The 25518-nt window shown below is 72.4% G+C and carries 17 protein-coding genes; 14 read left to right on the top strand and 3 right to left on the bottom strand.

Annotation, left to right across the window (positions count from 1 at the left end; genetic code table 11):
• Positions 1-8: 8 nt before the first annotated feature.
• Together ACGFR9_RS33910 and ACGFR9_RS33905 are read left to right on the top strand one after the other, a co-directional pair.
• A complete protein-coding gene (locus ACGFR9_RS33910; RefSeq protein WP_393216518.1) occupies positions 9-221 on the top strand; it encodes an EF-hand domain-containing protein in 213 nt (70 codons plus the stop codon).
• Positions 222-296: 75 nt separating this feature from the next.
• On the top strand, positions 297-986 hold the full coding sequence (locus ACGFR9_RS33905; RefSeq protein WP_393216563.1) for an NADPH-dependent F420 reductase: 690 nt from the start codon (positions 297-299) through the stop codon (positions 984-986).
• Between the two features lie 24 nt (positions 987-1010).
• Here the strand turns inward: ACGFR9_RS33905 and ACGFR9_RS33900 are convergent, their stop codons facing one another.
• The gene (locus tag ACGFR9_RS33900) at positions 1011-1568 is read right to left on the bottom strand and encodes a glycoside hydrolase family 25 protein (protein WP_393216516.1); all 558 of its coding nucleotides are present in this window, start codon (positions 1566-1568) and stop codon (positions 1011-1013) included.
• A gap of 228 nt (positions 1569-1796) precedes the next feature.
• On the opposite strand from ACGFR9_RS33900, the gene ACGFR9_RS33895 reads away from it, so the two are divergent.
• From ACGFR9_RS33895 to ACGFR9_RS33880, 4 genes are read left to right on the top strand one after another with little or no spacing between them, the layout of a single operon-like run.
• A complete protein-coding gene (locus ACGFR9_RS33895; RefSeq protein ID WP_393216514.1) occupies positions 1797-2846 on the top strand; it encodes a sugar-binding transcriptional regulator in 1050 nt (349 codons plus the stop codon).
• Positions 2846-3496: a type VII secretion system-associated protein gene (locus ACGFR9_RS33890; protein ID WP_393216512.1), complete on the top strand. Its 651-nt coding sequence runs from the start codon at positions 2846-2848 to the stop codon at positions 3494-3496. Before ACGFR9_RS33895 ends, ACGFR9_RS33890 begins: the two co-directional genes overlap by 1 nt.
• Positions 3493-6792 (top strand): hypothetical protein, encoded by a 3300-nt coding sequence (locus tag ACGFR9_RS33885; protein WP_393216510.1) that lies wholly within the window; start codon positions 3493-3495, stop codon positions 6790-6792. The genes ACGFR9_RS33890 and ACGFR9_RS33885 overlap by 4 nt, the downstream gene beginning before the upstream one ends.
• 55 nt (positions 6793-6847) lie before the next feature.
• A complete protein-coding gene (locus ACGFR9_RS33880) occupies positions 6848-8005 on the top strand; it encodes a hypothetical protein (protein WP_393216508.1) in 1158 nt (385 codons plus the stop codon).
• 58 nt (positions 8006-8063) lie between these two features.
• Here ACGFR9_RS33880 and ACGFR9_RS33875 read toward each other — a convergent pair whose 3' ends face one another.
• Complete coding sequence (locus ACGFR9_RS33875; RefSeq protein WP_393216506.1) at positions 8064-11396, bottom strand: right-handed parallel beta-helix repeat-containing protein; 3333 nt, start codon at positions 11394-11396, stop codon at positions 8064-8066.
• An 85-nt stretch (positions 11397-11481) separates the two neighbouring features.
• On the opposite strand from ACGFR9_RS33875, the gene ACGFR9_RS33870 reads away from it, so the two are divergent.
• A complete protein-coding gene (locus tag ACGFR9_RS33870) occupies positions 11482-12681 on the top strand; it encodes a S8 family serine peptidase (protein WP_393216504.1) in 1200 nt (399 codons plus the stop codon).
• A 272-nt stretch (positions 12682-12953) separates the two neighbouring features.
• Here ACGFR9_RS33870 and eccCa read toward each other — a convergent pair whose 3' ends face one another.
• Positions 12954-16937 (bottom strand): type VII secretion protein EccCa, encoded by a 3984-nt coding sequence (gene eccCa / locus ACGFR9_RS33865; protein WP_393216561.1) that lies wholly within the window; start codon positions 16935-16937, stop codon positions 12954-12956.
• A 300-nt stretch (positions 16938-17237) separates the two neighbouring features.
• On the opposite strand from eccCa, the gene eccD reads away from it, so the two are divergent.
• The 7 genes from eccD to ACGFR9_RS33830 all read left to right on the top strand — a co-directional run bounded on the left by eccD (position 17238) and on the right by ACGFR9_RS33830 (position 25517).
• On the top strand, positions 17238-18635 hold the full coding sequence (eccD, locus tag ACGFR9_RS33860) for a type VII secretion integral membrane protein EccD (RefSeq protein ID WP_393216502.1): 1398 nt from the start codon (positions 17238-17240) through the stop codon (positions 18633-18635).
• Between the two features lie 17 nt (positions 18636-18652).
• Positions 18653-20131: a type VII secretion protein EccB gene (gene eccB, locus ACGFR9_RS33855; RefSeq protein WP_393216500.1), complete on the top strand. Its 1479-nt coding sequence runs from the start codon at positions 18653-18655 to the stop codon at positions 20129-20131.
• A 340-nt stretch (positions 20132-20471) separates the two neighbouring features.
• On the top strand, positions 20472-20822 hold the full coding sequence (locus ACGFR9_RS33850; protein ID WP_393216498.1) for a hypothetical protein: 351 nt from the start codon (positions 20472-20474) through the stop codon (positions 20820-20822).
• Positions 20823-20886: 64 nt separating this feature from the next.
• Positions 20887-21207 carry a WXG100 family type VII secretion target gene (locus ACGFR9_RS33845; protein ID WP_030216479.1) on the top strand — a complete coding sequence of 107 codons (321 nt, stop codon included), beginning with the start codon at positions 20887-20889 and terminating at the stop codon, positions 21205-21207.
• Positions 21208-21235: 28 nt separating this feature from the next.
• A complete protein-coding gene (locus ACGFR9_RS33840; protein WP_393216496.1) occupies positions 21236-21682 on the top strand; it encodes a type VII secretion system-associated protein in 447 nt (148 codons plus the stop codon).
• Between the two features lie 12 nt (positions 21683-21694).
• Positions 21695-24997, top strand: a complete 3303-nt coding sequence (locus tag ACGFR9_RS33835; RefSeq protein ID WP_393216494.1) for an AAWKG family protein — start codon at positions 21695-21697, stop codon at positions 24995-24997.
• Between the two features lie 16 nt (positions 24998-25013).
• On the top strand, positions 25014-25517 hold the full coding sequence (locus ACGFR9_RS33830) for a YbaB/EbfC family nucleoid-associated protein (protein WP_393216492.1): 504 nt from the start codon (positions 25014-25016) through the stop codon (positions 25515-25517).
• Position 25518: the final 1 nt, after the last annotated feature.

Raw genomic sequence — 25518 nt, 5'->3', positions numbered from 1 at the left:
GCGGACCGGTGGCGGACATCGAGGAAGCGCGCAAGCAGTTCGAGCGGATCGACACGGACGGGGACGGATTCATCACCGCTGCCGAGTTCAAGACCGCCCTCGCCCAGGGCGGTGACTGGAACGTCACCGAGTCGGTCGCCGAGGCCGTGATCAAGTCCAAGGACCTGAACGGTGACAAGGTCCTGTCCTTCGACGAGTTCTGGACGCACCTGGACAAGTAGGCCCGGAATAGCCCGTCCGTTCCGGGGGTTGATGCCCACCATGGCGGTTCCCGGCGGGAGCCGAAGCGGACATCGATCCCCGGAAGGGCGAGGCGAGCGGACATGAGGATCGGCATCATCGGGGCGGGCAACATCGGGGGCAATCTCACACGGCGGCTCACCGCACTCGGCCACGACGTCTCCGTCGCCAATTCCCGCGGCCCCGAGACGCTCACGGAACTGGCCGAGGAGACCGGCGCGACGCCCGTACGGGCCGAGGACGCGGCACGCGGCGCCGAGATCGTCGTCGTCACCGTCCCGCTGAAGGCCGTACGGGATCTGCCGTCCGGTCTGTTCGACGGGGCCGCCGAGGGGCTGGTCGTCATCGACACCGGCAACTACTACCCGCGGCAGCGCGACGGCAGGATCGACGGCATCGAGGACGAGGGCGTCACCGAGAGCCGCTGGACGGAACGGCAGCTCGGCCACCCCGTGATCAAGGCCTTCAACGGCACGTACGCCCAGGACATCCTGGACCGCCACCGCCCCGCCGGCGAGCCCGGCCGGCAGGCCCTGCCCGTCGCCGGTGACGACGAGGCCGCCAAGCGGAAGGTGCGGGCCCTGATCGATGAGCTCGGCTTCGACACCGTGGACGCGGGCGGCATCGACGACTCCTGGCGCCAGCAGCCCGGCACCCCGGTCTACGGCCTGCGCGGGGGCGCCGAGGCCGTCGCCAAGGCCCTGACGGAAGCCTCCCCGGAACGCAAGCCGGAGTTCCAGGGCTAGACCGGGCTGGATCACCCCCGGGCCTCAGGTGCCTTCGGCCCATTCCCTCAGCGCCGACCTGCTGGAGAAGTCCGCGACGTTCTTGTCCAGCGGGTCGTCGGTGTACTGGTGGAAACGCCACGTCGCCCGGATACGGGGTTCGCCCGCGGTGACGTAGTCGGCGATCCAGAGGCCGTCACCGTCGTAGGAGGTCCGGTCCGCGTTCAGCCAGAAGCCCCGGTTGCAGTAGAGGATCACCCGGTGGTGCGGGCGTAGTTCCTTCACCTTGCGGATGAAGCGGTCCTTCTCCGCGTTGCTCGCCCGGGTGCCCTCGCCCGTCGTCTCCCAGTCGACCGCGAGGATGTCGCCCCGCTTTTCGGGTGCCTTGCTCACGAAGTACTCGGCCTGCGCCGTGAGATTGCCCGGCCACAGGAAGTGGTAGAAGCCGACGACCAGTTCGGCGTCGCGGGCCCTCTTCGTCTGGGCCTTGAGCCTGGGGTTGGTGTACGAACGGCCCTCCGTCGCCTTGACGAAGACGAACGACAGACCGTCGGTGTCGTACGAGGACGACTGGTACGCACTCACGTCGATGCCGCGCAGCAATGGGGCTCCCTGATGAAGTGCTGGTGGGGGGAGGGGAGTCGAATGGTTCATTCCCCACCCAAGCACGCGTGACCCGTTCGACGGGCCGAAAGTACCGCCCCGGTCGCCACTTCGGGCCCCGGTGTCACTCCCGTGTCGCCTTCTCTTCATGTTCCGCTCACCTCGCACAGGTGAACTAATCAGCGCGGGGGCGCGAGGTGACGTCCTATCAGAGCACGGAGAGACGACATGGCCGAACCGGCCGAGGTGGCCGCGTTACCCGGCCCGATCGACACGCTCCTGGCCGCGGCCGTCGCCCGGCGCTTCTATCTGGAGAACCGGTCGAAGGTGGAGATCGCCAAGGAGTTCGACATCAGCCGGTTCAAGGTGGCCCGTCTCCTGGACGCGGCCGTGGCCCACGACATCGTGCGGATCGACATCACGGTGCCCGCCGAGATCGACGTCCCGCTCGGACGGGCGCTGACCGAGCGGTTCGGCCTCCGGCACGGCATCGTCGTCGACCTGGGGCGCGGTGACGGCGGTACGGGGGACCAGCGGCAGAGCGGGCGCTGGCTCGGTACGGCGGCGGCCCGGCTGGTCTCGGACATCGTCGAGGAGGGCGACGTCCTCGGGCTGGACGGCAGCCACGCTGTGGACGCGCTCAGCGAGGCGGTCACCCGGCTGCCGCTGTGCGACGTCGTCCAGCTCACCGGCGTGCACGGGCGGGACCTCGCCCATGACGCCGCGATCACCGCGGTCCGCCGTACGGCCGCGGCGGCCGGCGGCCGGGCGTTCCCGCTGCACACCCCGTTCCTGCTGCCCGACGCGGCGACGGCCGCCGTGCTGCGCAGCCAGCCCGCCACCGCCGAGACGCTGGAGCGGTTCGGCCAGGTCACCAAGGCCGTCGTCGGCATCGGCGCGTGGGACGGACCGCACTCCACGGTCCACGGCGCCCTGTCCGAGCACGAGCGGGAGACGCTGCGGGAGGCGGGGGCGTGCGCGGAGGTGGCGGGGCATGTCCTGGACGACGGCGGACGGTTCCTGCCTGCCGGGTTCACCGCCCGGACCATCGCCGTCGGCGCCGCCGAACTGCGGGGCGTCGACGAGCTGATCGGCGTCACCACAGGCGGGCGCGGGACTGGGGCGGTGCGTGCCGTACTGAGATCGGGCCTGCTCACCGGTCTCGTCACGGACGCCGTCACCGCCCGGCGGCTGCTGTGGCGCGACGGCCCCCACGGCGGCCCGGACGCCCTCGCGACGACCGTGCCGGCGCCCCGATCCACCGAACGAGGACAGTGATGAGCCAGCAGGAGGCGCGTACGCTTCCGCCCGTTCCGGACGACATCCGCGAGGCGGGCCGTCTCGCCCCGGACCACTGGCTGGGGGTGGTCGACCCGATGTGGTCCGGGGAGGGCAGGCCGCCGGACTGGGCGATGACCGGACGGTGGCGGTCGGGTCTCGACGGGGAGATCGTCGAGTGGGAGGACAACCCCGACTACCGTCCCTCCCCGCGTACGCTCGGCTGGCCCGAGCCCGAGGACGAGGTGGACCGGGCCGTCCAGCTGGCCTCCACCGGATACGGGCCCGGCGAGGCGGTGCCGGCCGCGCTGGCGGGCCGCGAGGTGGCGGTGCTGACCGCGCCGGGCGGCGGCCTGGTCAGCGCGGCGGCGACGGACGGGACGCCGGTCGTGCCGGTGTTCACCTCGTCGGTGTTCCTGCGTACGGCGGGGCGCTACGCCTTCGAACTCGTCGGCGTGGAAGATCTGTTGGCGCGGGTGCCGGAGGGGCATGTGCTGTATCTGAATCCCTCGGCGGCGGTGAGCATGCTGCTGGACCCCGAGGCGGTGCGGGACGTCGGCGCGGGGGAGTCCCCCGTCACCACCGACGTCGTTTCCGCTCCGTCGGTGGTGACCGAGGCCGTTCAGCCGGTGCGGGGGACGGACGCGTGAGCCGCTGGTCGTCCGTGCTGCCGGGCCGGGCGCGCAGGTCCGGTTCCGGTACGGGCCGTCGTGGTGCGCCGGGTCCGGGGGACGGCGCGAGCGGGGCCGTGAACCGGGGTGCCGGGGGCCCGCCGGTCGAGGACGTCGACGGTGTGCTGCTGGTGCGCTCGGTCGAGGACGACTCCTTCCCCCTGGACGTCGTCGCCGAGGTGGCGGGCGCCGTCGGCGAGGAGGAGGACGTCGTCACGGTGATCGTCGGCTCCGGGGGCGCGGCTCCCGGCGCCGATCACTGGGCCCGGCTGGGCGCGCTGCTGGACTCCCTGCGGGATCGCGGCACCGACAAGGTCCGGCTGGTCATGTCCGGTGCCGGTGACGACCGGCCGGACCGGCCCGGCGTCGCCCGCAGGATCGCGGACGCCTGGGAACTGGAGGTGACCGCGCCGGACGGCGCCGTTCTCATCACGCCCGGAGGCACGCTCTTCGCCCACGGCGACTCCGGAGCCGGGTCCGCCTGGTGGCGGTTCGCGCCCGGTGCGCAGCCCCGGAGGCTGGGCCGGCGTGCCCCGGCGCCCGCCTGGGAGGAGGCGCTGGACGGGGTGCCCGTACACACGGGCGGGGGCTGTGTCGTGGACCGTATTCCGGCGGGCGTGGTGATCCGCCCGGCCGAGGCACCCGCGCCCGCCCCCGACGACCTGTGCTACTCCGTGCCCGTCGACTTCGAGCGGCTCACCGTACTGGTGGGCGCCCCGCACGCGGAGGACGTCGCCGCCGACGAGGTCGCCGCCGTACTCGAGGGGCTGCCGGCGGCGGAACGCGCCCGCGTCCGGCTCGCGCCCGGCGGCCGGCGCGATCTGCTGCGGCTCGGACAGTCGGTCGCCGACCTGACGGGCGCGGAGGTGGAGGTCCTCACCGGCCTGCCCCTCCTCGACGACCACGCCCCCGCCGGAACACCGCCCCGGCCGACGCTCGTCGGGCGGGAGGGCGCGCCGACCTGGCGGCCCTTCGTGTCGTCCGTGGTCTGCGGGCCCGTCGACGCGGACGGGCGGGCGCCCGTGCCCCGGCCGGTGGGGCTCCACCCGCCCGACTGGATACTCGGCGGCAGCGAACCGGGGACGGTACGGCTGACCGACCGCTGGCAGGCGACGGTCACCCGGGCCGGCCTCGCGCTGTGGGCACCGGACGGACCCCGTCCCGGTCCGGTGGGACCGGCCGTGGACCCGGAGGTGTGCGCCATCGAACTGGGCATGCCGGGACAGCCGTTGGACGGTTCCCTGCTGCCCGCCCTGGCCCAGCTCCTGCGCGGCCTCGGCACGGACGTCCGCTCCCGCACCACCCTGCTGGTCCGTGGTCGGCTCCCGGCGGGCGACGGAGCGCTCCGCCGCCTCGCGGCGGAACAGGGCATCCCCGGCATCCGGTACGTCACCGCCGTCCGGCCGTCCCACGCGGGACCGGCGACGGGGCGGAGGGGGACGGCTCCGGCTCCCGGAACGGCCACAGCGGGCGGTGCGATGGTGCGGCCCGGTACGGCAGGCGCGGAACCGCGCCGGGGAGCCGACCAGGGGGCCGGTGCGGCGGTCGTCGGCCTGCCTTCTACGGCCGTCTCCGGTACGGCCGTCGAGTCCGGCGGTGTCCCTCCGGGCGCCGGCTCCGGTGAACCGGCGTCCGCGCGTCCCGAACGGGCCCATGGTGGCCGCGCTGCCCCGGCGAGCGGTCCCGGGCGGCCGGTGCGGGAAGTCGGAGCGACCGCCGCTTCCGGATCGGCCGTTGGGGGCGGTGCCGGTGACCCGGCGGTCGCCGGGTCGGGGACCTCGGCGCCGGCGCCTGCGGTGCGCGTGGAACGGCCGCACGGTGGTGGGGCTGCCGTGGCGAGGGGTCCGGGGCGGCCCGTGCGTGTGTCGTCGGGGACCGGTTCCGTCCCGGTCGGCGGGGCTGCCGAAGAGCGCGGCGGCGGGCGTGCCGTGCCCGCGGAGACACCTGAGGATCCCGACGCGGTCGGCCTGGCGGCGCCGTCCGGGGAGGGCGGGGCCGCACCGACCGGCGCCGACGCCGATGACGACGGGCCCGGGGTGGTGACGGGAGCCGCCGCGAGTGGCGAAGCGGGCGCCGGGGAGTCCGCCACGGACCGGCCCTCCGGTGACCCCACCACCCCGGACGCGGGCGGGACGGAGGGCTCCGAGCCTGTCACCAGGGCCCGGGTCGCCGGTGAGCGGGACGGGCCGGGACCGGCGGGTGGGTGGGTAGCCGAAGCCGGCGAGCCGGAAGGCTCCGATCCCGGCGCGCCGGTTCGGGCCGTCTCCGCGGGCCACGCGGCCGCTGAGCCGAAGCCGGAGGGCGGACCGGTGCCCGGTGGCCACGAGTCGGAGGGTTCCGCGCCTGTCGCGAAGACTCCGTCCGTCGGCGAGCGGGGTGAATCGGCGTTGGATGCCGGTGGGGCCGAGGGTTCTGGGCCGGTTCCGCGGGCGGCCCGGGTTGTCGCTGATCCGGAGCCCGGGGCCGGGGCCGTTGCGAAGGACCGGGGCGGCGCCGGGACCGTGCGGGTCGGTCTTCCGTTTGTGCCCGGGCATGTCAGCGGGGCCGCCGAACGGGCCGCGTTCCGGGAGGCTGCCGGTGCGGACTGGGAGGGGCATGCCGCCGCCGTCTCCCGGGTGCTCACCCGGATGCCCGCCCTGCGCGGGCATGAGCTGGACGCCGCGCGGACCGATCTGATCGCCGCGCACGCCTATCTCACCGCCGACGAAGGCCCCCTGCACCACCGCGAGTTGATCCGCGACCTGCACACCGGCGAGGGCCGCCTGCTGCCGTATGGCGGCTGTCTCGCGTCCGCCCTGCGCCGGCTGCCGTCGTACCGGGGCGTCGCCCTGCGCGGCGGGGACGCCGGCGTACCCGAGCCCGCCGTCGGCACGCTGCTGCACGACCCCGCCCCGGTCAGCTCCCTCGCCGGGACCTCCGCGCTGCCCTCCGGGGCGTCCGTACGGTATGCGATCTGGTCCGTCACCGGGCGCAAGGTGCGCCAACTGCTCGACCGTCCGGGCGGTTCCCCGGAGCCGTGCGAGGAGATCGTCTTCGTGCCGGGGACCGGCTTCCGCGTCCTCGGGGTACGGACCGTGCCCACGGGGCCGTCCGTCGTACTGCTGCGTGAACTCCCCGGCAACGCGACCGCCTACATGGACGGTTCGGAGGAACTGACCGGGCTGGACGTCAAGGCCCGCACGCATCTCGAAGAGGCGCTGGCCAAGGGCTTCCGCGCCGGCGACGGCACGCGGTGGCCGGAGCGCTGCGCCGGGCCCGTGGGCCAGGACGGCTGAGCCGGGCGCGTACGACCATCCCTCACCCCACACTCCCCACAGACCGAGGAGAACGATGGCAAGCGAGAAGAAGCCGCCCGCTCCCGACGGGCCGGACGGCGCGGCCGGCGGTTCGTCCGTCCGCAGGGCCGTCTCCCTCGGGTCGGCGGCGGCCGACCCGGGCCCGATGCTGGCCCCGGCGGCACGGCGTACGGCCGAGCCGGAACCCGAGCGGGCCCCCGAGAGCGGGACCGCCGCCCCCGAGCAGCCCGCCACCGGGGAAGCGGAGACCACGGCCGCCGCCTCCGCCGCCGCTGCCGAGGAGCGCCCGGAGGCCGAGAGCCGGAGCGCCACGGATGCCGAGGCCGCCCACGGAGTCGGCGCCACGGCCGCAGCCGGGGCCGGCGCGGACGAGCCCCCGTCCGGGAACCCGAGGAAGCCCCTGCTCGCCGCCGCCGGCATCGCGGGCGTCGTCCTGCTCGCCGTACCGCTGCTGATCTGGGCGACGGACGACTCGCGGCAGAAGAAGGACGACGTGACGGTGGCCGCCGGCTCCGACACACTGCTCGAGGAGGAGCCGCTGGAGGTGCCGAAGGGCGACTACGCCCCGGCGGAGCCCACCCCGGAGCCCTCGACCGAGAAGCCGTCCGCCAAGGCGAGCGCGGTCGCGAAGAAGCCTGCTCCGGTGGTGAGTTCGGCCCCGGTCAGCAAGGAACCGGTGGAGACGAAGAAGGCGGAGACACAGGTGAAGGAGCACAAGGCTCCCCAACTGCCGCCGAACACCGCGGGGTACGCCGTCCAGCGGATGGCCGCGTCCAGTCCCGGCCGGCACATCTGCTACCGGGTCCATGTGAAGGGCGCAGGCTGGACGGCTCCCGTCTGCGACGGGGCCACCGCGGGGCACGAGGGCACGGGGCGGCCGATCACCGCCATCAACATCGCGGTCGCGGACGCGAAGCGGGTGAACGGCAACGAGTTCGTCCAGAAGGACGGCTGGACCACCCCGTGGTCGGGCGCGGCCGACGGAACGGATCTGACCCTCGGCAGCGCCGCCTCGAACGCGCCGAACCTCAGCGGCTTCACCATCGGTGTCGAGTCCGGCAACGTCTGCCAGAACAACAAGCTCGGCGAGCACGGCTGGGGCGGGCTGGCGTGCGAACAGCCGCAGGGCTGGATCTTCGGCGGGTCCACGGACCCGAAGGTCTGGCTGGAGGCCGTCCGGTTCACCGTGTGAGCGGTACGGCGAACGCCCGCCGGTACATCCCGGCCGGCGGGCGTTGGCCGTCAGCGGGTCACAGGGCCGCCTCCTGGCGGCGTGCGGGCGGGAGGTCCTGCGGCAGCAGTGTGGTGAGGTCGGCGAGGCTCGGCGAGCTCAGGCCGCCCAGCCGGCGGGCCTGGCTCGTCATCATCGACTCCAGCAACTGCCGGGCCAGGCGCGCGTTGCCGAAGGACCGGTCGCGCGGAATGGCGTCCACATGGGCGCGCAGCGCCTCCACCGTGGCGTCGGCACACTCGTAACCGGAGGCCGCGGCGTGCTTGGACAGGATGGTGACCAGTTCGTCCGTGCTGTAGTCCTCGAACGTCACGAACTTGGAGAACCGGGACGTCAGTCCGGGGTTGGAGGCGAGGAAGCGCTCCATCTCCTCGGTGTATCCGGCGACGACGACCACGATCTCGTCGCGGTGGTCCTCCATCAGCTTCAGCAGGGTGTCGACGGCCTCGCGGCCGAAGTCGTTGGCCGAGCCCTCGGGGGTGAGGGTGTAGGCCTCGTCGATGAAGAGCACCCCGCCGAGCGCGCCGGTGAACACGTCCTTGGTGCGCTGGGCGGTGTGGCCGACGTACTGGCCCACCAGGTCCGCGCGCGCCACCTCCACCAGGGAGTCGCGGGGGAGCACCCCGAGGGAGTGCAACAGCCTGGCGTAGAGGCGGGCGACCGTGGTCTTGCCGGTGCCGGGCGGGCCGCTGAAGACGAGGTGGTTGCTGATCCGGGGCGCGGGCAGTCCCGCCGCGATCCGCTGGCGGGCGTTGGTGAGCAGGCTGACCAGGTCGGCGACCTCACGCTTCACGGCCGCGAGCCCCACCATGGCGGTGAGTTCGGCCATCGGGTCGGAGGTGTCGTCGTCCGGCGAAGCCGGTTCGCCGACGCCGACGGCCGCCGCCTCCGCGTCGCCGACGTCCTGCGGCAGGAGCAGGGTCAGGTCGTTCTCCGCGGGGTCGGCCATCGCCGCGAGCCGGAACGCCTGCCGGTCCACCATGTCCTCGAACACGGCCCGCGCCGCACGTCCGTTGCCGAACGTCGCGTCACGCGTCATCTGCTCGAAGCGTACGGCGAGGGCCTCCCGGGTCAGCGGCCCCAGCTCGAACTGGTGCCTGAGGCACAGGCTTTCGGTGATCGTGACCAGTTCCTCCACCGCGTAGTTCCCGAACTCGATGGTGCGGGTGAACCGGGAGGCGAGACCGGGGTTGGCGGTCAGGAACGACTCCATCTGGCCGGAGTAGCCGGCCGCCACCACGACCACGTCCTCGCGGTGGTCCTCCATCAGCTTCAGCAGGGTGTCGACGGCCTCCCGGCCGAAGTCGTTGGACGCGGCCCCCTCGGGGGTGAGGGTGTAGGCCTCGTCGATGAACAGCACGCCACCCAGAGCGGAGTTGAACGCCTCGGTGGTCTTGATGGCCGTGCCGCCGATGACCTGTGCGACGAGATCCGCGCGCGCGACCTCTACCAGATGCCCGCTCCTGAGCACGCCCAGGTCCGCGAGGATGCTGCCGTAGAGGCGCGCGACGGTGGTCTTGCCGGTGCCGGGCGGCCCGGCGAAGATCAGATGGCGGCTCATCGACGGGACCGGCATGCCGAGCCGGCGCCGGCGCTCCGCGAGCTGGTTCAGATTGACCAGTGTGCTCACCTGGTGCTTGACGTTGTCCAGGCCGACGAGCTCCCGCAGTTCGGCCAGCGGGCCCTCGGGCTCCTCCTTCCTGCCGGGGCCGCCCGGGACGCCGTCCTCGCCGCCGGTCTCGGCCGTCTCGCCCCAGCTGTCCTGGAGTCCGTTGTCCGTGCTGGTCAGCACCTCGACCGTGAGCCGCTCGCTCGCCCGGCTCTGGCGCAGTCCCGCACCACGGTTGTCGCGTACGACGCACCGGGTGACATCGACGGGTTCGGCACTGTCGATCCGGATGCCGTCGCCCGTACTGCCACTGATCTCGCAGGAGTCGAGGGTGGCCCGGCCGCCGCGCGAGACCTGGACGCCGTGCGCCCGCGAACCGTGCACCCGGACCCGCTCCAGGGTGATCTCCGCGCCGTCCCGCACCCCCACGCCGGCGTCGGCGCTGTCGCCGATCTCGCAGTCGCGCAGGGTGCCCCGGCCGCGTTCGCCGACGACGAGGCCCGAGCGGGCGGCGGAGCTCAGTACGGTGTCACTGATCTCGGGGTCGGAGTCGTCGTCGATGCTCACCGCGCAGCCGCCCGCGGACTCGATCTCGCAGTGCTCGAGCCGGCCGCGGCCGTCGTCGGTGAACTCGACACCGTGACCGCCCGCGCCGGTGATCCGGGCGCGGCGCAGCAGCGGGTTCGCGGCGGTACGCACGGAGACGCCGACGCCGGCCGCGTCCAGGACCTCCAGATGCTCGAACTCGGCCGTGGAGTCGTCCCACAGCTGCACCGCCCCGGCGGTGTCGGCGCAGTCGCTCACCACGGTGTCCCGCAGCAGCGGGGCGCTGCCCTCGACGACCCGTACGGCGGCCTCGGTGGAGCCGTGGAACGAGCAGCCCTCCAGCGTGCCGCGCGAGCGGTCCAGGACCAGCAGTCCGCTGGTCCTGGTACGCCGGGTGACACAGCCGCTCAGCACCGGGTCGGCTCCGCCGGAGATGACGATGCCGCTCTGCCCGATCGACTCGAAGGACGTCTCCTCGATCTCCGGGCGGGACATGCTGGTCACCAGCAGACCGACCGAGGTGTGGTGCACGGCGCAGCGCAGCACCCGCGTCGAGCTGTGGCCCTCCAGGGCGATGGCAGGCTTGTCGGTGCCGGAGATGTCGCAGCCCTCCACGGTCCCCCGGGCTTCACCGCTCGCGAGGACGCCGTTGGCCCGCGCGCCCCGGATGCGGCAGTCGCGGATCAGCGGCCCGGCCGTCTCGCCGAGCACCACCGCCGACGTGCCGAAGTTCTCGAACGTACAGTCCTCGACGACGCTCTCGCTCTCCGACGAGTCGACCAGCCCGGCGCCGCCCGGGTTGGCGATCCGGCAGCCGCGCGCGGCCAGCGAGCCCTTGCCACGGACCAGCAGCGCCGTCCATCCGGAACCGGTGACGGTGCAGTCGTCGAGGGCGGCCTGACCGGCCGGTACGTCCACGACCGCGGCCTCCTTGTCGCGGCCCCGGAGGGTGAGGGCGCTGAGCATCACGGCGTCGGCCATGAGGGTGACGGCGGTGCCGTCGCGCGGGCAGAGCTCGACGGTGCCCGGCTCGCCCTCGCCGACGATCGTCACCCGGTGCCGGATGACCAGGTTCTCGGCGTAGCGGCCGGGACGGACCCGGATCACCGCCCCGGTACGCGCCTGGGCCAGGGCCTCACCGATCGTCTGGAAGCCGTCCGACCGTTCCGGGTCGACGGTGAGTATGTGGCGTGCCACGCCTCGAACCTCCTTGTGCTCTGCGGTAGTTGGCGTTGTGCGCCGGACATGTTGTGTGCATATCATGCGCAGTATGCGGAATGTCATGAAACGTCGGGGTGCGGGCTTGGTGCTGGCGGTCGCCGTGGCGGTGCTGCCGGTCATGGGCGGGCCGGCGCTCGCCGCGCCGGCCGTGCTGCCGGGCGCCGACGAGCCGGGGGCCACACTGCTGCCACCGTTGCCCGTCCGGCTCGGCGAGGACAGCGCGTGCACCGGGGCGTCGGACCGGACGGCCACCGGGGCGGCGTGGTCGCAGAAGGCGCTCGGGCTGTCCCGGACCCAGCGGATCTCCCGGGGCGCCGGGGTCACCGTCGCGGTGGTGGACAGCGGGGTCGCCTCCGAAGTGCCCGGCCTGGAGGGCAGGGTCACGCACGTCGGCGGCGCGGAAGAGGACTGCGTGGGCCACGGCACGTTCGCAGCGGGCCTGATCGCGGCGGCACCGCGCAAGGGGAGCGGTATCACCGGGATCGCCCCGGAGGCGGAGATCCTCGCCCTGCGGGGCACGGACGACCGAGGGGTCCCCTCGGCCGAGCGGGTCGCCGACGGCATCCGTACGGCGGCGGACCGCGGCGCACAGGTCATCTACGTGGGCCAGGTCCTGCCCATCGGCTCCCGGATCACCGCCGCCGTCGCCCACGCCACCCGGCGGGACGCGCTGGTGATCGCCCCGGCGGCCCCCGACGCCGTACCCCGCGAGGAACTGGGCCCCGACGGTCAGATGCCGGAGGGGCCGTACTGGCCGGCCGCCGCGCCGGGCGCGCTCGCCGTGGTGGACTTCGGGCCGGGCGGCGTACGGCAGAAGAGCGCGCCGCCCGCCTACCGGCCCGCCCTGTCGGCGCCCGGCAGCGAGATGGTCAGCGTCGCCCCCGAGGGCTCCGGGCACTACATCGGCTCCGGTGCCTCGCTGGCCGCGGCGGCGGTAGCGGGCGCCGCCGCGCTGGTACGCGCCTACCACCCCGACCTCACGGCCCCCGAGGTCACCCGCCGGCTCCTCGACTCGGCCTACCCGTCCGACATCCCCCGCCTGGACCCGTACGCGTCCCTGTCCCTCCTCCAGGACAGGGCGACGTCCCACGCGGGCCCCGATTCCCCGGCCGACATGCCGCCCGCGCCGAACCCCACCCCCCAGAACCGCTCCCTGACCATCGCGGCGACGGCCCTCGCCATGGTCCTCCTCCTGGCAGCCCTGGCAGCGGTGATCCCCCGAGGCCGCACCAGAGACTGGCGCCCCCCGACAACCCCGTAGCACCCACACCGCGTTGCCTGCGACCAGCCGCTTGCCACCGCCCGCGGGCAGCGGCCGACGCCCACCCCGCTTGTCCGCGGGCAATCGCGCCTCCCCCAGAGGGGGGACCCCCAGGGCGGCACGGGTGGGCGCGGCGGCACCCCGCGAGCGCCGGGCTGCGCAACGTCCCCCCGCCCCACCACAGCGAGCCGCGCCCCGCAGACGCCGGGCCGAGCAACCCGCCCCACCGCGGCAACCCGCACCCCGCTCACCCCAACCGACGCCCGCCCACGTCACAGCGCACCCTCGACAAGCCCCGTCTGCACCTGCAAGGTCTTCCGCCGGGCAATCCGCACCGCCCGCCCGGGAATCAGCTCCCGCCCCTTCACACTCCCGAACAGATACCCCTCGCTCGGCGGGCACGACATCAACAGCCCCGGCGTATTGACCTCCTGCAACCGCCGCAGCAACGCCTCGTTCAACCCCCGCCCCGCCCCCGCAGACGACCGCGCCACCACGAGGTGCAACCCCACCTCGTGCCCCAGCGCCAGATGGTCCAGCAGCGGAGCGAACGGCTGTGTCATCGGCCCGCCCCCGACCATGTCGTAGTCGTCGACGAGAATGAACAGCCGAGGCCCCTGCCACCAGTCGCACAACCGCATCCGCGACGGAGCGATGTCCTCCCCCGGAACCCGCTGCTTGACCGCCCGCGCCGCCCCGTCCACCAGCTCCCGCAGCATGTCGAGGGAGACCGCGTGCCCCAGCCGGTACGCCTCCGGCACGCTCTCCACCAGCTCCCGCCGGTAGTCCACCGTCATGATCCGCGCCTCGGACGGCGTGTACCGCCCGGTGATGCCCCGCGCCACCAGCCGCAGCAGATTCGTCTTGCCGCTCTCCGTGTCGCCGACCACGATCAGATGCGGGTTCTCGCTGAAGTCGTGCCACACCGGCTCGAGTTCGTTCTCGTCCAGCCCGATCGCGATCCGCAGCCCGTTCTCGCCCTCCGGCTCGGGCAGTTGCCCGACCGGCAGCTTCGCCGGCAGCATCCGCACCCGCGGAGCCGCCGGCCCGGTCCAGTTCTCCGCGATCGCGGCGACCAGCCCGGCGACCCCGTCCGCGAGGTCGTCGGAGTCCTCGACCCCGTCGACGCGCGGCAGCGCGGACAGATAGTGCAGCTTGTCCGAGGTGAGACCGCGCCCCGCGCTGCGCGGGACCGCCGCCGCCTTCCGGGAGTCGATCTGGGAGTCCATCGGATCACCCATCCGCAGCTCGAGCCGCGTCCCCGTCTGGTCACGCACGGACGACGACAGCTCCACCCAGCGGGCGGTGGTGACGATCAGATGGACGCCGTAGTTGAGCCCGCGCGCGGCCAGCGCGTTGAACGTGGGGATGTGCCGGTCGAAGTCCTGGCGCACGGTGGCCCAGCCGTCGATGGCGAGGAACACGTCACCGTGCGGCTCGTCGGGGAACTCCCCGGCCGCCCGCCGCTTGCGGTACGTCGCCATGGAGTCGATACCGTGCTCCAGGAAGAACCGCTCCCGCCGCGCGAGCAGCGTGGTGACCTCCGCGATCGTACGGCCCACCCGCTCGGTGTCGACCCGCGCCGCGACCCCGCTCATATGGGGCAGCTCGTCGAGTGCGGCGAGCGTGCCGCCGCCGAAGTCCAGGCAGTAGAACTGGACTTCACGCGGGGTGTGGGTGAGGGCCAGTGCGGTGATGAGGGTCCGCAGCAGGGTGCTCTTGCCGCTCTGCGGCCCGCCGGCGATACCGACATGGCCGCCGGCCGCCGACAGGTCCACCGTCAGCAGGTCCCGCAGCTGGTCGAAGGGCCGGTCCACGACCCCCACCGGCACGGTGAGTCGCCCGCGCCGCGGCCAGTCCGCCGTGGTGAGGCCGTAGCGCGGATCGGGGGCCAGCGGGGGCAGGATCTGGTCCAGGGTGGCCGGCCGGCCCAGCGGCGGCAGCCACACCTGGTGGGCGGGCGGCCCCGAACCGCGCAGCCGCTCCAGCGCCACCGACAGCAGCGTCTCCTCCCCGCCGTCCCCCTCCTCCGAAGGCTCCGGCTCCTCGGAGCCGCCCGCCGGATCCGGGTCGGCGGGGGCACGCGGCACCACCCACTCCGCCGTCCACGGCACCACCTGCCGCGCCACCTGCGCCTGCGCCACCGCCCGCCGCCGCTGGTACGGCCCCGACACATACGCGGCCCGGAACCGGGTCAGCGCGTCGACACCGCTCTTGAGGAACCCGGCACCCGGCTGCGCCGGCAGCTCGTAGGCGTCCGGCACCCCCAGCACACCCCGGCTCTCCATCGCGGAGAACGTCCGCAGACCGATCCGGTACGACAGATGGCTCTCCAGCTGGTGCATGCGGCCCTCGTCCAGCCGCTGCGAGGCCAGCAGCAGATGCACGCCGAGACTGCGCCCGAGCCGGCCGATCATCACGAACAGCTCCATGAAGTCGCGGTGCGAGGCCAGCAGTTCGCTGAACTCGTCGACCACCACGAACAGGCTCGGCAGCGGCTGCAACGGCGTACCGGACTGCCGCGCCTTCTCGTACTCCAGCGCGGACGTGTAGTTCCCGGCGGCGCGCAGCAGCTCCTGGCGCCGGATCAGCTCCCCGTGCAGGGCGTCCTGCATACGGGCCACCAGCGCCACCTCGTCGGCCAGGTTGGTGATGACCGCGGAGGTGTGCGGGAGCTCGTCCAGGCCGAGGAAGGTCGCACCGCCCTTGAAGTCGACGAGGACGAAGTTCAGCGTCTCCGAGGAGTTCGTCAGCGCGAGGCCCAGCACCAGCGTGCGCAGCAGCTCGCTCTTGCCGGAGCCGGTCGCGCCGATCAGCATGCCGTGCGGCCCCGTACCGCCCTGCGCGGACTCCTTGATGTCCAGCTCCACCGGCCGGCCCTCACCGCTCACCGCGATCGGCACCCGCAGCCGGGCACTGCCGGTCGCCTTCTCCCACAGCGTGGCCGGGTCGTGCCGGTGCAGATCGGGGATGTTCAGCAGCGAGGTCAGCTCGACGTCGTTGGCGAGCGGCCTGGAGTCGTCGCCGCCCATGCTCATCCGGTACGGCGCCAGCAGCCGGGCCAGCGCCAGCGCACCCACCGTGCCCAGCCCGTCGGGCCGGCCGAGCACCGTCGACTGCTCCTTGCGGTCCCGGTCGGTACGCACCAGCGCGACCCCGCCCTCGTCCACCTCCAGCCGCAGCGTGGTCCGTCCCGGCTTCCAGGAGAGCGCCGCCCCGGTGAGGTCGAGGACCACCGCGTTGCGGAAGCCGTGCCCGTCGAAGCGGTGCCCCGCCGGCACGGTGCAGCCGTCGATCACGACGACCGTGTACGGCTCCTCACGTCCCGGTACCGCGTCCGGGTCGGCGCCCGGCCGCTCCAGGAACTCGGCGCCGAGCAGGTTCTCCAGCTCGGTGAAGGCCGACGCGATCATGCGGGCCGGACCGGCGCCGTCCTCCTCGTGCCGGTGCAGACTGTGCGGCAGCCACTTCGCCCACTCCCACTCGGAGCGCCGCTCGTCCGACACACACAGCGCGATCCACAGGTCGTCGGGGGAGTGGAACACCGCCAACTGCGCGAGCAGCGCCCGCACCTGGGCCCGTATCCGCTCCTCGTCACCGCGGAACAGCACCTTCGACCAGGCCCGCAGATAGATCGCGATGGGCTGGTCGCGGACGGTGGAGTAGGCGCGGGTGAAGCTGCGCAGCGCGTGCGCCGACAGCGGCTCCAGATCCTCGACGGGCTTGGTCGACAGCGGCGTCAGCTTCATCGCGAGCCGCTGGTCGCCCACGCCCATCCGCACCTCGCCGAAGTCCTCGTCGGACGACCGCCGTTCCCACAGCCGGGTACTGCGCACCAGCGACGACAGCGCGTCGGGCTCCGGGTGCCGCCAGGCCAGCGCGCGCTGCTGCTCGACGATGGACGTCCGCACGATGCGCCGGGTCTGCCGCAGATAGCGCAGATAGTCCCGGCGCTCGCCCTTCATCCGCTGCTTGCGCTCGCCGTTGCGCCGCATGACCTGACCGAGCATCATGCCCGCCGACGCGATCACCATCACACCGAGCGCGATGTAGATGAATCCGCCGCTGCTGCGGCTCATTCCCGGCCGCATGAACATCAGCATCATGGACACCGACATCAGCGCCATCGGCAGATACGTCCATACCGCGGAACTGTCCGGCACGACTTCCGGAAGTGTGGGCGGCTCCTGAAGACTCAGTTCCCCCGACGGCATTTCCGGCCCCTTGCGGCGGGCCGGGCGGCGGAACAGGATCACGCTCAACGAACGTCCTCCTCAATGATTTCGGAAGGAATTCCGCGGGAACGTCGCGAGAACGTCGCGGGTCATGTCGTAAAGAGTCAGATTCTCGCGCGACGGCGGCGGGAGAATGACCACGGGGTTCCCTGACGCTGAACTCCCGGAGTGATGTTGCGAAAAGCCCGGCGTCGGGTCAAACTCGTCGGCGCATGCCCCGTCCGACTTTTCCGTCGCGTTCGGCGACCGACCGGTGTGCCGCTGCCACCTTCCAGCCACCGCGCATGCCGTGGTCCGCCAGAAAGTGTGAAACCCGAACCCATGACTGAGATTCAGACGGCAAACCTGTGCCGCGTCACCGTACGCGCACCGGCCAGGACCGTCGACCTGGCCGTGCCCTCCGATGTCCCCGTCGCCGATCTGCTGCCCACAGTGATCGGCTACGGAGGGGACGACCTGGAGGAATCAGGCCTGGAGCACGGAGGCTGGGTACTCCAACGCCTCGGCGGTCCACCGCTCGACCCCGAGAGTACCTTGGACTCCCTCGGTCTGCGGGACGGAGAGGAGCTTTGTCTGCGCCCGCGCACCGAGGCGCTGCCCGAGGTGCACATCGACGACCTGGTCGACGGCATCGCCGACGGCATGAGCCGCCGCCCGCACGGCTGGAGCCCCGAGGCCGGCCGGCGGCTGCTGCTCGGACTGGCCGCCGCCACCCTGGCGTTGGGCCTCGTGCTGCTGGCCGTGCCGGGCACGGCGGACTGGATACGGGCGGTCGCCGCCTCGGCCACCGGACTGCTGCTCATCGCCGGAGCGGGTTCCGCCTCCCGCGCGGTCGGGGACGCCGGGGCGGGTTCGGTGCTCGGTCTGTCGGCGGCCCCCTACTTCGCCCTGGCCGGCTGGCTGCTGCCCGGCGGCGACCTGGGAGGCGCCGACGGCGACGCCGTCCTCGGCGCCCGGCTGCTGGCCGCGTCCGCCGCCGCGGGCGCCGGCGCGGTGCTCGCGCTGGCCGCCGTCGGCGTGTATGCGGCGCTGTTCATCGGCGCGGCCGTCGTCGCGGCGGCGGGCGCGCTCGGCGCCGCCCTGATCACCCTGGACCTGGCGCCGCAGCAGGCGGCCGCGGTGGTCGCCGTCGTGGTGGTGCTGTTCGGCGGGTTCGTGCCGTCGCTGTCGTTCCGGCTGGCCGGCATGCGGATGCCGCCCCTGCCCACCAATGTGCAGCAGCTTCAGCAGGGCATCGACCCGTACTCCTCGACGGACGTCGACGCCCGTTCGGCGCTGGCGGACGGCTGGATGACCGCCCTCTACAGCGCCATCGGCGTGGTCTGCCTGCCCTGTACGGCGGCGCTGCTGACCGAGCCGGGTCCCGCCGAGATCCTCACCGTCGTCGCCCTGTCCCTGCTCCTGCTGCTGCACAGCCGCGGCCTCGGCAATGTCTGGCAGCGCCTCGCGCTCACCACGGCCGGCGCCTGGGGTGTCGTCCTGCTGCTGCTCGCGTCCGCGCGCTCCCTCGCCCCGGCCGACCGGCTCACCCTGACGGCCGGACTGCTGGGGCTGACCGCCGCGCTCACCATCGCCTCGTGGACCGTGCCCGGACGGCGGCTCGTCCCGTACTGGGGACGCGCGGCCGAGCTGCTGCACTCACTCGCCGCCCTCGCCATCCTGCCGCTGACGCTCTGGTCCATGGGCGTCTACGGCCGGCTGCGCGGCATCAACGGCTGACCGGGAGACACGGCGACATGCACAGCAAACGTGACCAAGTACAGGCCCACCTCTTCATCATGGGACGGCTCGCCTCGGCCATGCTGCGCGCCGAGCCCGACGCCCCGGAGAGCCCGCTGGGCCGCACCAACCGGGGCGCCGCGATCGGTGTCGTCATCGCGGTGCTGGTGTGCGCGGGCGCCTTCGTGTTCGGCCTGATCAAGCCCGGCGGCAACGACTCGTGGCGGTCGGGGGAGAACCTGGTCGTCGACAAGGAGACCGGCGCCCGCTACCTGTACCTGGACGGGCGGCTGCGCCCGGTGCGCAACTACGCGTCGGCCCGGCTGGTCGCCGGCGGTGACATCGGCGTCACGACGGTGGGCACGTCCTCACTGGCCGGCACCCCGCACGGCACACCCATCGGCATCCCCGACGGCCCCGAGGCCCTGCCCGGCACCGGCGACCTGGACCGCGCGCCGTGGCTGGTGTGCTCGGCCGTCCGCCCCCGTACGACGGGCGTCGTCACCGCGACCACCACCCTCGCCCTCGGCGCCGACGCGGCCGGGGACGTGCCCGGCGGCCGACGGCTCGGCGAGGACGAGGGCATGCTCGTCACCGGCCCGGACAAGGCCATCTATCTGCTCTGGCAGGGCAGCCGGCTGCGCCTGGACGCCGAGGTGAAGGCGGCCGAGGCGCTCGGCTACGGCGACATCACCCCGCGCCCCGTCTCGGCGGCGTTCCTCGACGCCTTCCCCCTGGGCCCCGACCTGGCCCCCGCCGAGGTACCCGGCCGGGGCGAGAAGGGCCCCGAACTGGGCGGGCGGAGCACCACGATCGGGCAGCTCTTCAAGGTCGGCGTACCCGGCTCCGCCGCCCGCTACCACCTGCTCACCCAGGAGGGCCTGGTCCCGCTGACCGACACCGGGGCGACCCTCCTGCTGGGCGACCCGCGCACCCGCGAGAAGGCGTACGGCGGCGGGTCCGCGACGGTGGTGACGCTCGGCGCGGACACCCTGGCCGGGCATCTCGCCCCCGGCGCGCAGGCCTCCGGACCGGGTGCGGCGAGACTGCCGGCGAAGCCCCCGAAGGCGGTCACGGCCGCCCCCGGCTCCGTGGCCTGCGCGGCGGTGGACTCCACCGACTCCGGTGTACGGGTGGGTACTTCGGTGCTGCCCGAGAGTGCCCTGCCCGAGACCGTGCAGACACCGGCGCCCGAGGTCGAACCGGGCTGTCTGAAGGTCGACTCCATCGCCGTACGGGCGGGCAAGGGCGCGCTGGTCAGGGCGTTGAGCGCGAGCGGCAGCGCGCTGGGCGACACGACGTACCTGGTGACGGACGCGGGCGTGAAGTACCGGCTGCTGTCCCAGGAGGCGGTGAAGGCACTGGGCTACGAGGGCGTCTCGGCGCGGACGATGCCGTCCCCGATGCTGGCCATGCTGCCCAGCGGCCCCGATCTGACCCCCGAGTCGGCGTCCGAGGGCGAGGCGCATGTGACGCTGCGGTGTCCCGGGCAGTAGGGGCAGGCGGGGGTCCCCGGCGGTCGGCCGGAAGGGAAACTTTTGGGATCCGCGCGGTCACCTGGAGTTCAGTCGGGCGGCCCCGATGTCCGGTCTGTCCGGCCGGATTCCCCGCGATGCTCACATGAGCGCCGTGAATGGCCGGGGAATGCTCAATCGAGCTTTTGCATAGGGGAGTTCAGCGTTCCGCAAGCAATTGCCAAATAAGTTGCAGCCTGCATAGCATCTGGCCACCCCAGCAACCCGGTGAGTCAGTCCTGATCGCGGGGCGCCCTGTCTGCCCGCAGGGTGACGCCGGGGGCCGCAGACCGGTGAGTTTCGCCGACAAGGGAGTTCTCTCATGGCCATGCAGCAGTCCGAGGAAACCGCGACCCGTAATGGGATCATGGCGCTGGAACAGGCTTTCACCGGTGTTCAGCGCTGTCAGCAGGATGTTCAGACCACTTCGCAGACGCTCGCCTCGAATTACGGCGGCGCGGACGGCGGCAAGTACAAGAAGCTGCTGGAGCAGTGGGACGAGCATGTCGACACGATCCTGATCAACCTGGACCGGATGGTCGACGAGCTCAACGGCACCCTCCGGGAGCACGGCCTGGTGCAGGGGTCCACCAGTGACGCCATCGACGCCGAGTACAGCCGCTCCACGGCCGTGTTCGACGAGCTCAACGGCACCAGCACATCGGCCGGCTGACCCCGCCGCCTCTTACCCGTAGCCCTTCAACTCTCGTGATTCTCCCGGTGAATCGAGGACTCTGATGGACTTCTCCGACGGCTATATCTACGTCGACTACAACCATGCCGAAGGCGCGTCGGAAGACATGGTCGGCCAGTCCCAGGCGATCATGAGCATTCTGGCCAACCTGGAGATGGAACTGGCCGAACTCCGCAACAGCTGGATCGGTGACGACAGGGAGGTCTACAGCGAGGTCCAGGCGAAGTGGGACAACGCTGTCGAGAACATCAAGAACCTGCTCGCCAACCATTCCAGCCTGCTCACCGACATCTCCTCCAACTACCGCTACACGGAGCAGAACCTGTCGCAGCGGTGGGGCGACATCAGGATCGGCAGCCGCTGACGCCGGCCGGTGACGGAAGGGTGATCTCGTGGCCGTCACGGTCCTCGACAGCGCATTCCTGAAGAACTTCATCAACAACCAGATCGACGGATTCCGTACGACGCTGGAGAACATCCTCAAGGACAGTCCGACCGCCGGCCCGGCGATCTCGTTCATCGCGGACAGCATCTCCACGACGACGATCGACTCCGCGAAGCCGCTCGTCATCGGCCTCATGGCCGGTGAGAACAGCTCCGTCGGCGGCGGTGCCCTGAACAAGGTCATCCAGCAGGGCGCGGGCGAGGTGGTCCGCATCCTGGACGACCAGACCATCCTGTTCGAGGACCTCGAGCAGGCGCTGTGGGACACCATCGACGAGCTGGCCAAGAGCCAGGGCAAGAACCTCGAAAGCATCACCGCCGACGATTTCATGGACATCTTCGAGGATGTCGACAGTGATCTCGACAACCCGGGCGGCAACGACCAGGAAGAGTGACGGAGTTCGGCGATGGCCAACCCCGAGGACAACAACAACGACAACTGGAAGAAAGCGGTTGACCTGCTCACCGGCTATGTTCTGCCGGAGCGGAAGACGTTGTTCGACACTCTCAAGGGCAACGACGACATCCCTCTGATCCACGTTCGCGTGGAGGACGAGGGCGGTCCGGACTATTCCTCGGGATTCCTTTCCTCGGGTGGCTGGAAGACGCACAACACCGACTACACGATTCCGTACTACCGGCCGGCCGGCGACGGTACGGAGGTGTCCGACGGAAGCTACCTCTACCAGTACCGCGTCTACATCACCTTCCTCGCCTCGGGCCAGTCCTGGCCGCCCAGCGGTGACGACATCATCCCGGGCTACACGAAGACGAGCGACAAGCTCAAGGACAAGGGCGGCACCAACAGCGAGGGCGAGAAGCTCGACTGGGACACCAACCCCCTGGTCCAGTACCTCTACGGCTCCAAGGCCGCCCTCTCCCATCTGACGATGTGGCCGTACTCCACCCACGGGTTCGAGAACCGCGGCATCCCGGTGAACGACGCCGACTACGTCGATCTGCGCACCTTCACGGAGGCGGCCAGGGCGTTCGACCGGGTGGTCAAGTTCTTCGAGGACAGCGCGGTCACCATCGGCAAGTGGGACACCGAGAACATCGGCGAGGGCAGTGACGCCTGGGACGGCACCTCGGCCGTCATCTTCAAGGAGCTCATCCACAAACTGGCGCGGAACTACGAGGGGTACGCCGACCAGGTCGCCGGCAAGGGCGGCGACGAGGTCGCGGTCACCATCGACGACGTGACGGTGACGTCCGAGCCGGCCCGCGCGCTCGCCGAGGCCCAGCGGGTCATCCTCACCCAGGCGCAGAACCTCTACAACGCCTGGGAGGCGTGGAAGGCCGAAAGCAATCCGCAGCGCTGGCTCTACGACATGCTGCAGGACGCCCGGCTGAAGCTCTTCGACACACAGTTCGACAAGACGGACATCGACACGGTGTCCAGCGGCTCCGGGATGGCCACCTCCTGGCACAACTATGTGGTGTCGACCTCCGGTTTCCGCAACGAGATCCTCATCGGCGACAAGTCGTACGGCAAGCCGAGCGACATGACCACGTGGAAGGCGATCGCCGACGAGGCGGTGCGCCGGTGGGAGCAGTCCGTACAGGACTGGCTCGGTACGGCGGGCGCCGAGGCGATCGTCGCGATCCACAACGCGTTCAAGGCCGCCGAGAAGGCGTTCGACACCAGCATCACCGACAGGGACGACCGCCCGCTCTCCGAGATCTCGGCCGACGCGGAAGCCGACGCCGAGAAGAAGAAGGCCGAAGCCGAGGCGGCCGCGGCGAAGGCGGAGGCCGAGCGGGAGAAGGCGGAGGCCAAGGCCGAGCGGGAGCGGGAGAAGGCCGAGGCGGAGAAGGAGAAGGCCGAGGCCAAGGCGGAGGCCGAGCGGGAGAAGGCCGAAGCCAAGGCGGAGCACGAGCGGGAGAAGGCCGAGGCGGAGAAGGAGAAGGCCGAGGCCAAGGCGGAGGCCGAACGGGAGAAGGCCGAAGCCAAGGCGGAGCACGAGCGCGAGAAGGCGGAGGCGAAGGCCGAGCAGGAGGCCGCCAAGGCGGAGGCCGACAAGGAGAAGGCCGAAGCGAAGGCGGAGGCCGAACGGGAGAAGGCGGAGGCCAAGGCCGAACAGGAGGCAGCCAAGGCGGAGGCGAAGGCCGAGCAGGAGGCCGCCAAGGCGGACGCCGAGAAGGAGAAGGCCGAAGCCAAGGCGGAGCAGCAGGCCGAGAAGGCCGCCGCCAAGCAGGACGCCGAGGAACAGCGGCAGTTCATCCTCGCCCAGAACCAGAAGGCGCAGGACGACGCGAACAAGGAACGCGAACGCGCCGCCGCCCAGGCCGAAGCCGACCGCGCCGAGGCCAAGGCGGAGCAGGCCGCCGCCAAGGAAGAGGCCGAGCAGGAGAAGGCCGAGGCGAAGGCCGAGCAGGAGGCCGAGAAGGCCGAGGCCAAACGCGAGCAGGAGGCGGCGAAGGCGGAAGCCGAGAAGGAGAAGGCCGAGGCGAAAGCCGAGCAGGAGGCCGCGAAGACGGAGGCCGAGAAGGAGAAGGCCGAGGCCAAGGCGGAGCAGGAGGCCGCCAAGGCGGAGGCCGACACCGAGCGCGAGGCCGCCAAGCAGGAGCAGTCCGACGCGCAGGCCAGGGCGGAGGCCCAGCAGGAGGAGGCCCGCCGCGAGGCCCTCCAGGAACGGCAGCAGGCCCGGCTGGACGCCCAGAACGCCAAGGACGACGCCCAGGCCGACTACGAGCAGCAGAAGGCCGAGGCCCGCGCCGAGCGCGACGCCGCCCTCCAGGACGCCGACCGCCAGGAGCAGCAGGCCCGGCAGGAGTACGAGCAGGAGAAGGCACAAGCCCAGGAGCAGCGGGACCAGGCCCGCGAGGACGCCGAGCGGGAACGCGCCGAGGCCCGCCAGGAGTACGAGCGCGAGATCGCCGCAGGCCGCGACGAGAGCGACGCCCGCGAGGAGTACGACCGCCGGATCGCGGAGATCGACGCCGCCGAGCGGGAGGCCGTGGAACGGGCCGACGCCGCCGAGGCGGACGCCCGGGCGGAGTACGACGAGGCGAAGGCCGACGTCCAGGCGGAACGGGACGAGGCGCGCGGCGAGGCGGAACAGGCCCGCAAGGACGCCAAGGCCGACTACGACCGGCGGATGGCCGACATCCAGGCCGAGTACGACCGGATCGGCGCCGGCGACAAGGACATCGACGAGCTGATCCGCCGGCGCATCGCCGATCTCCCCGAGCCCCCCGACCTCTCCGCCTACAACCAGGGCGGCGGTTCCGGAGGATCCGCGGGCTCCGCCTACTCGTCGGTGTTCAGCGACAACCTCTACAACCAGGACGACCTCGCCTCCGCGCTCGGCCGCCCGCAGAGCGACGCCCTGACGGGCGCCTCCGCCGGCGGCTCGGGGGGCGCGGGCTCGCCGGGCATGGTCCCGCCGATGATGCGGGGCGCCGGCGGCGAGGCGGGCGGCGGCGGCTCCGGCGAGCGCACCAGGAACGTCATCGAACCGTCGGTCGGCCGCTCCTCCCGTACGGCCGCCACGACCACCGTCGACGAGGAGCACCGCGTCGCCCCCCGGTCCACGCAGACCAGCAGCAGCACCCCCTTCATGCCGCCCATGGGAGGCATGGGCGGAGCGGGCGAAGGCAGACCGCAGACGGAGAGCGGGGACAGGGAACGGACCACATGGCTCGCCGAGGACGAGGACGTCTGGGGCACCGACGAGGGCGGCGCACCGCAGGCCCTGGGGCGTTGAGGGAGAGGGGACCGGGATGAGCCGGCCGATGGAGGACCGGGTGGCCCAGGCGTTGGCCCACCTGAAGGCGGCGGAGGAAGCCGCCGCCTCGGCACGCGCCGACCTGGACGCCGCCTCGGTCACCGCGCTCTCGGCGGACCGGTCGGTCCGCGTCTCCGTCGGCGCCAAGGGGGAACTGACCTCCCTGGAGTTCCTCGACGGCAAGTACAGGACCATGGCCGCCCCGCAGCTGTCCGCGGCGGTCCTGGAGGCCGCGAACAGGGCACGCGCCGACATGGCCCGCCGGGTCGTCGCCACCCTCGACCCGCTCACCCGGATGACCGCCCGGGGCGCCGCCCCGGAACGGATGGGCGTCGACTGGCAGTCACTGTTCGGTTCGCTGCTCAGTGAGACGTCGGTGGCCGAGGGGCCGACCGCGATGAGCCGGCTCCGCGACGAGATCGTCGAGGACGAGGAGGAGCCCGCCACCCCGCACGGAACGGCCCGCGGCACGGACGACGGACGACAGGAGGGCGCGTAGT

Source organism: Streptomyces sp. NPDC048584, from assembly GCF_043199595.1.
Taxonomy (GTDB): Bacteria; Actinomycetota; Actinomycetes; order Streptomycetales; family Streptomycetaceae; genus Streptomyces; species Streptomyces edwardsiae.
This window is presented reverse-complemented; position numbering and strand designations above follow the sequence as displayed.

Coding starts and splice junctions, on each gene's coding strand:
- ACGFR9_RS33830 (WP_393216492.1), top strand. CDS start 25,014: ATGAGCCGGCCGATGGAGGACCGGGTGGCCCAGGCGTTGGCCCACCTG.
- ACGFR9_RS33880 (WP_393216508.1), top strand. CDS start 6,848: ATGGCAAGCGAGAAGAAGCCGCCCGCTCCCGACGGGCCGGACGGCGCG.
- ACGFR9_RS33895 (WP_393216514.1), top strand. CDS start 1,797: ATGGCCGAACCGGCCGAGGTGGCCGCGTTACCCGGCCCGATCGACACG.
- ACGFR9_RS33850 (WP_393216498.1), top strand. CDS start 20,472: ATGGCCATGCAGCAGTCCGAGGAAACCGCGACCCGTAATGGGATCATG.
- ACGFR9_RS33845 (WP_030216479.1), top strand. CDS start 20,887: ATGGACTTCTCCGACGGCTATATCTACGTCGACTACAACCATGCCGAA.
- ACGFR9_RS33870 (WP_393216504.1), top strand. CDS start 11,482: ATGAAACGTCGGGGTGCGGGCTTGGTGCTGGCGGTCGCCGTGGCGGTG.
- ACGFR9_RS33835 (WP_393216494.1), top strand. CDS start 21,695: ATGGCCAACCCCGAGGACAACAACAACGACAACTGGAAGAAAGCGGTT.
- eccD (WP_393216502.1), top strand. CDS start 17,238: ATGACTGAGATTCAGACGGCAAACCTGTGCCGCGTCACCGTACGCGCA.
- ACGFR9_RS33890 (WP_393216512.1), top strand. CDS start 2,846: ATGAGCCAGCAGGAGGCGCGTACGCTTCCGCCCGTTCCGGACGACATC.
- eccB (WP_393216500.1), top strand. CDS start 18,653: ATGCACAGCAAACGTGACCAAGTACAGGCCCACCTCTTCATCATGGGA.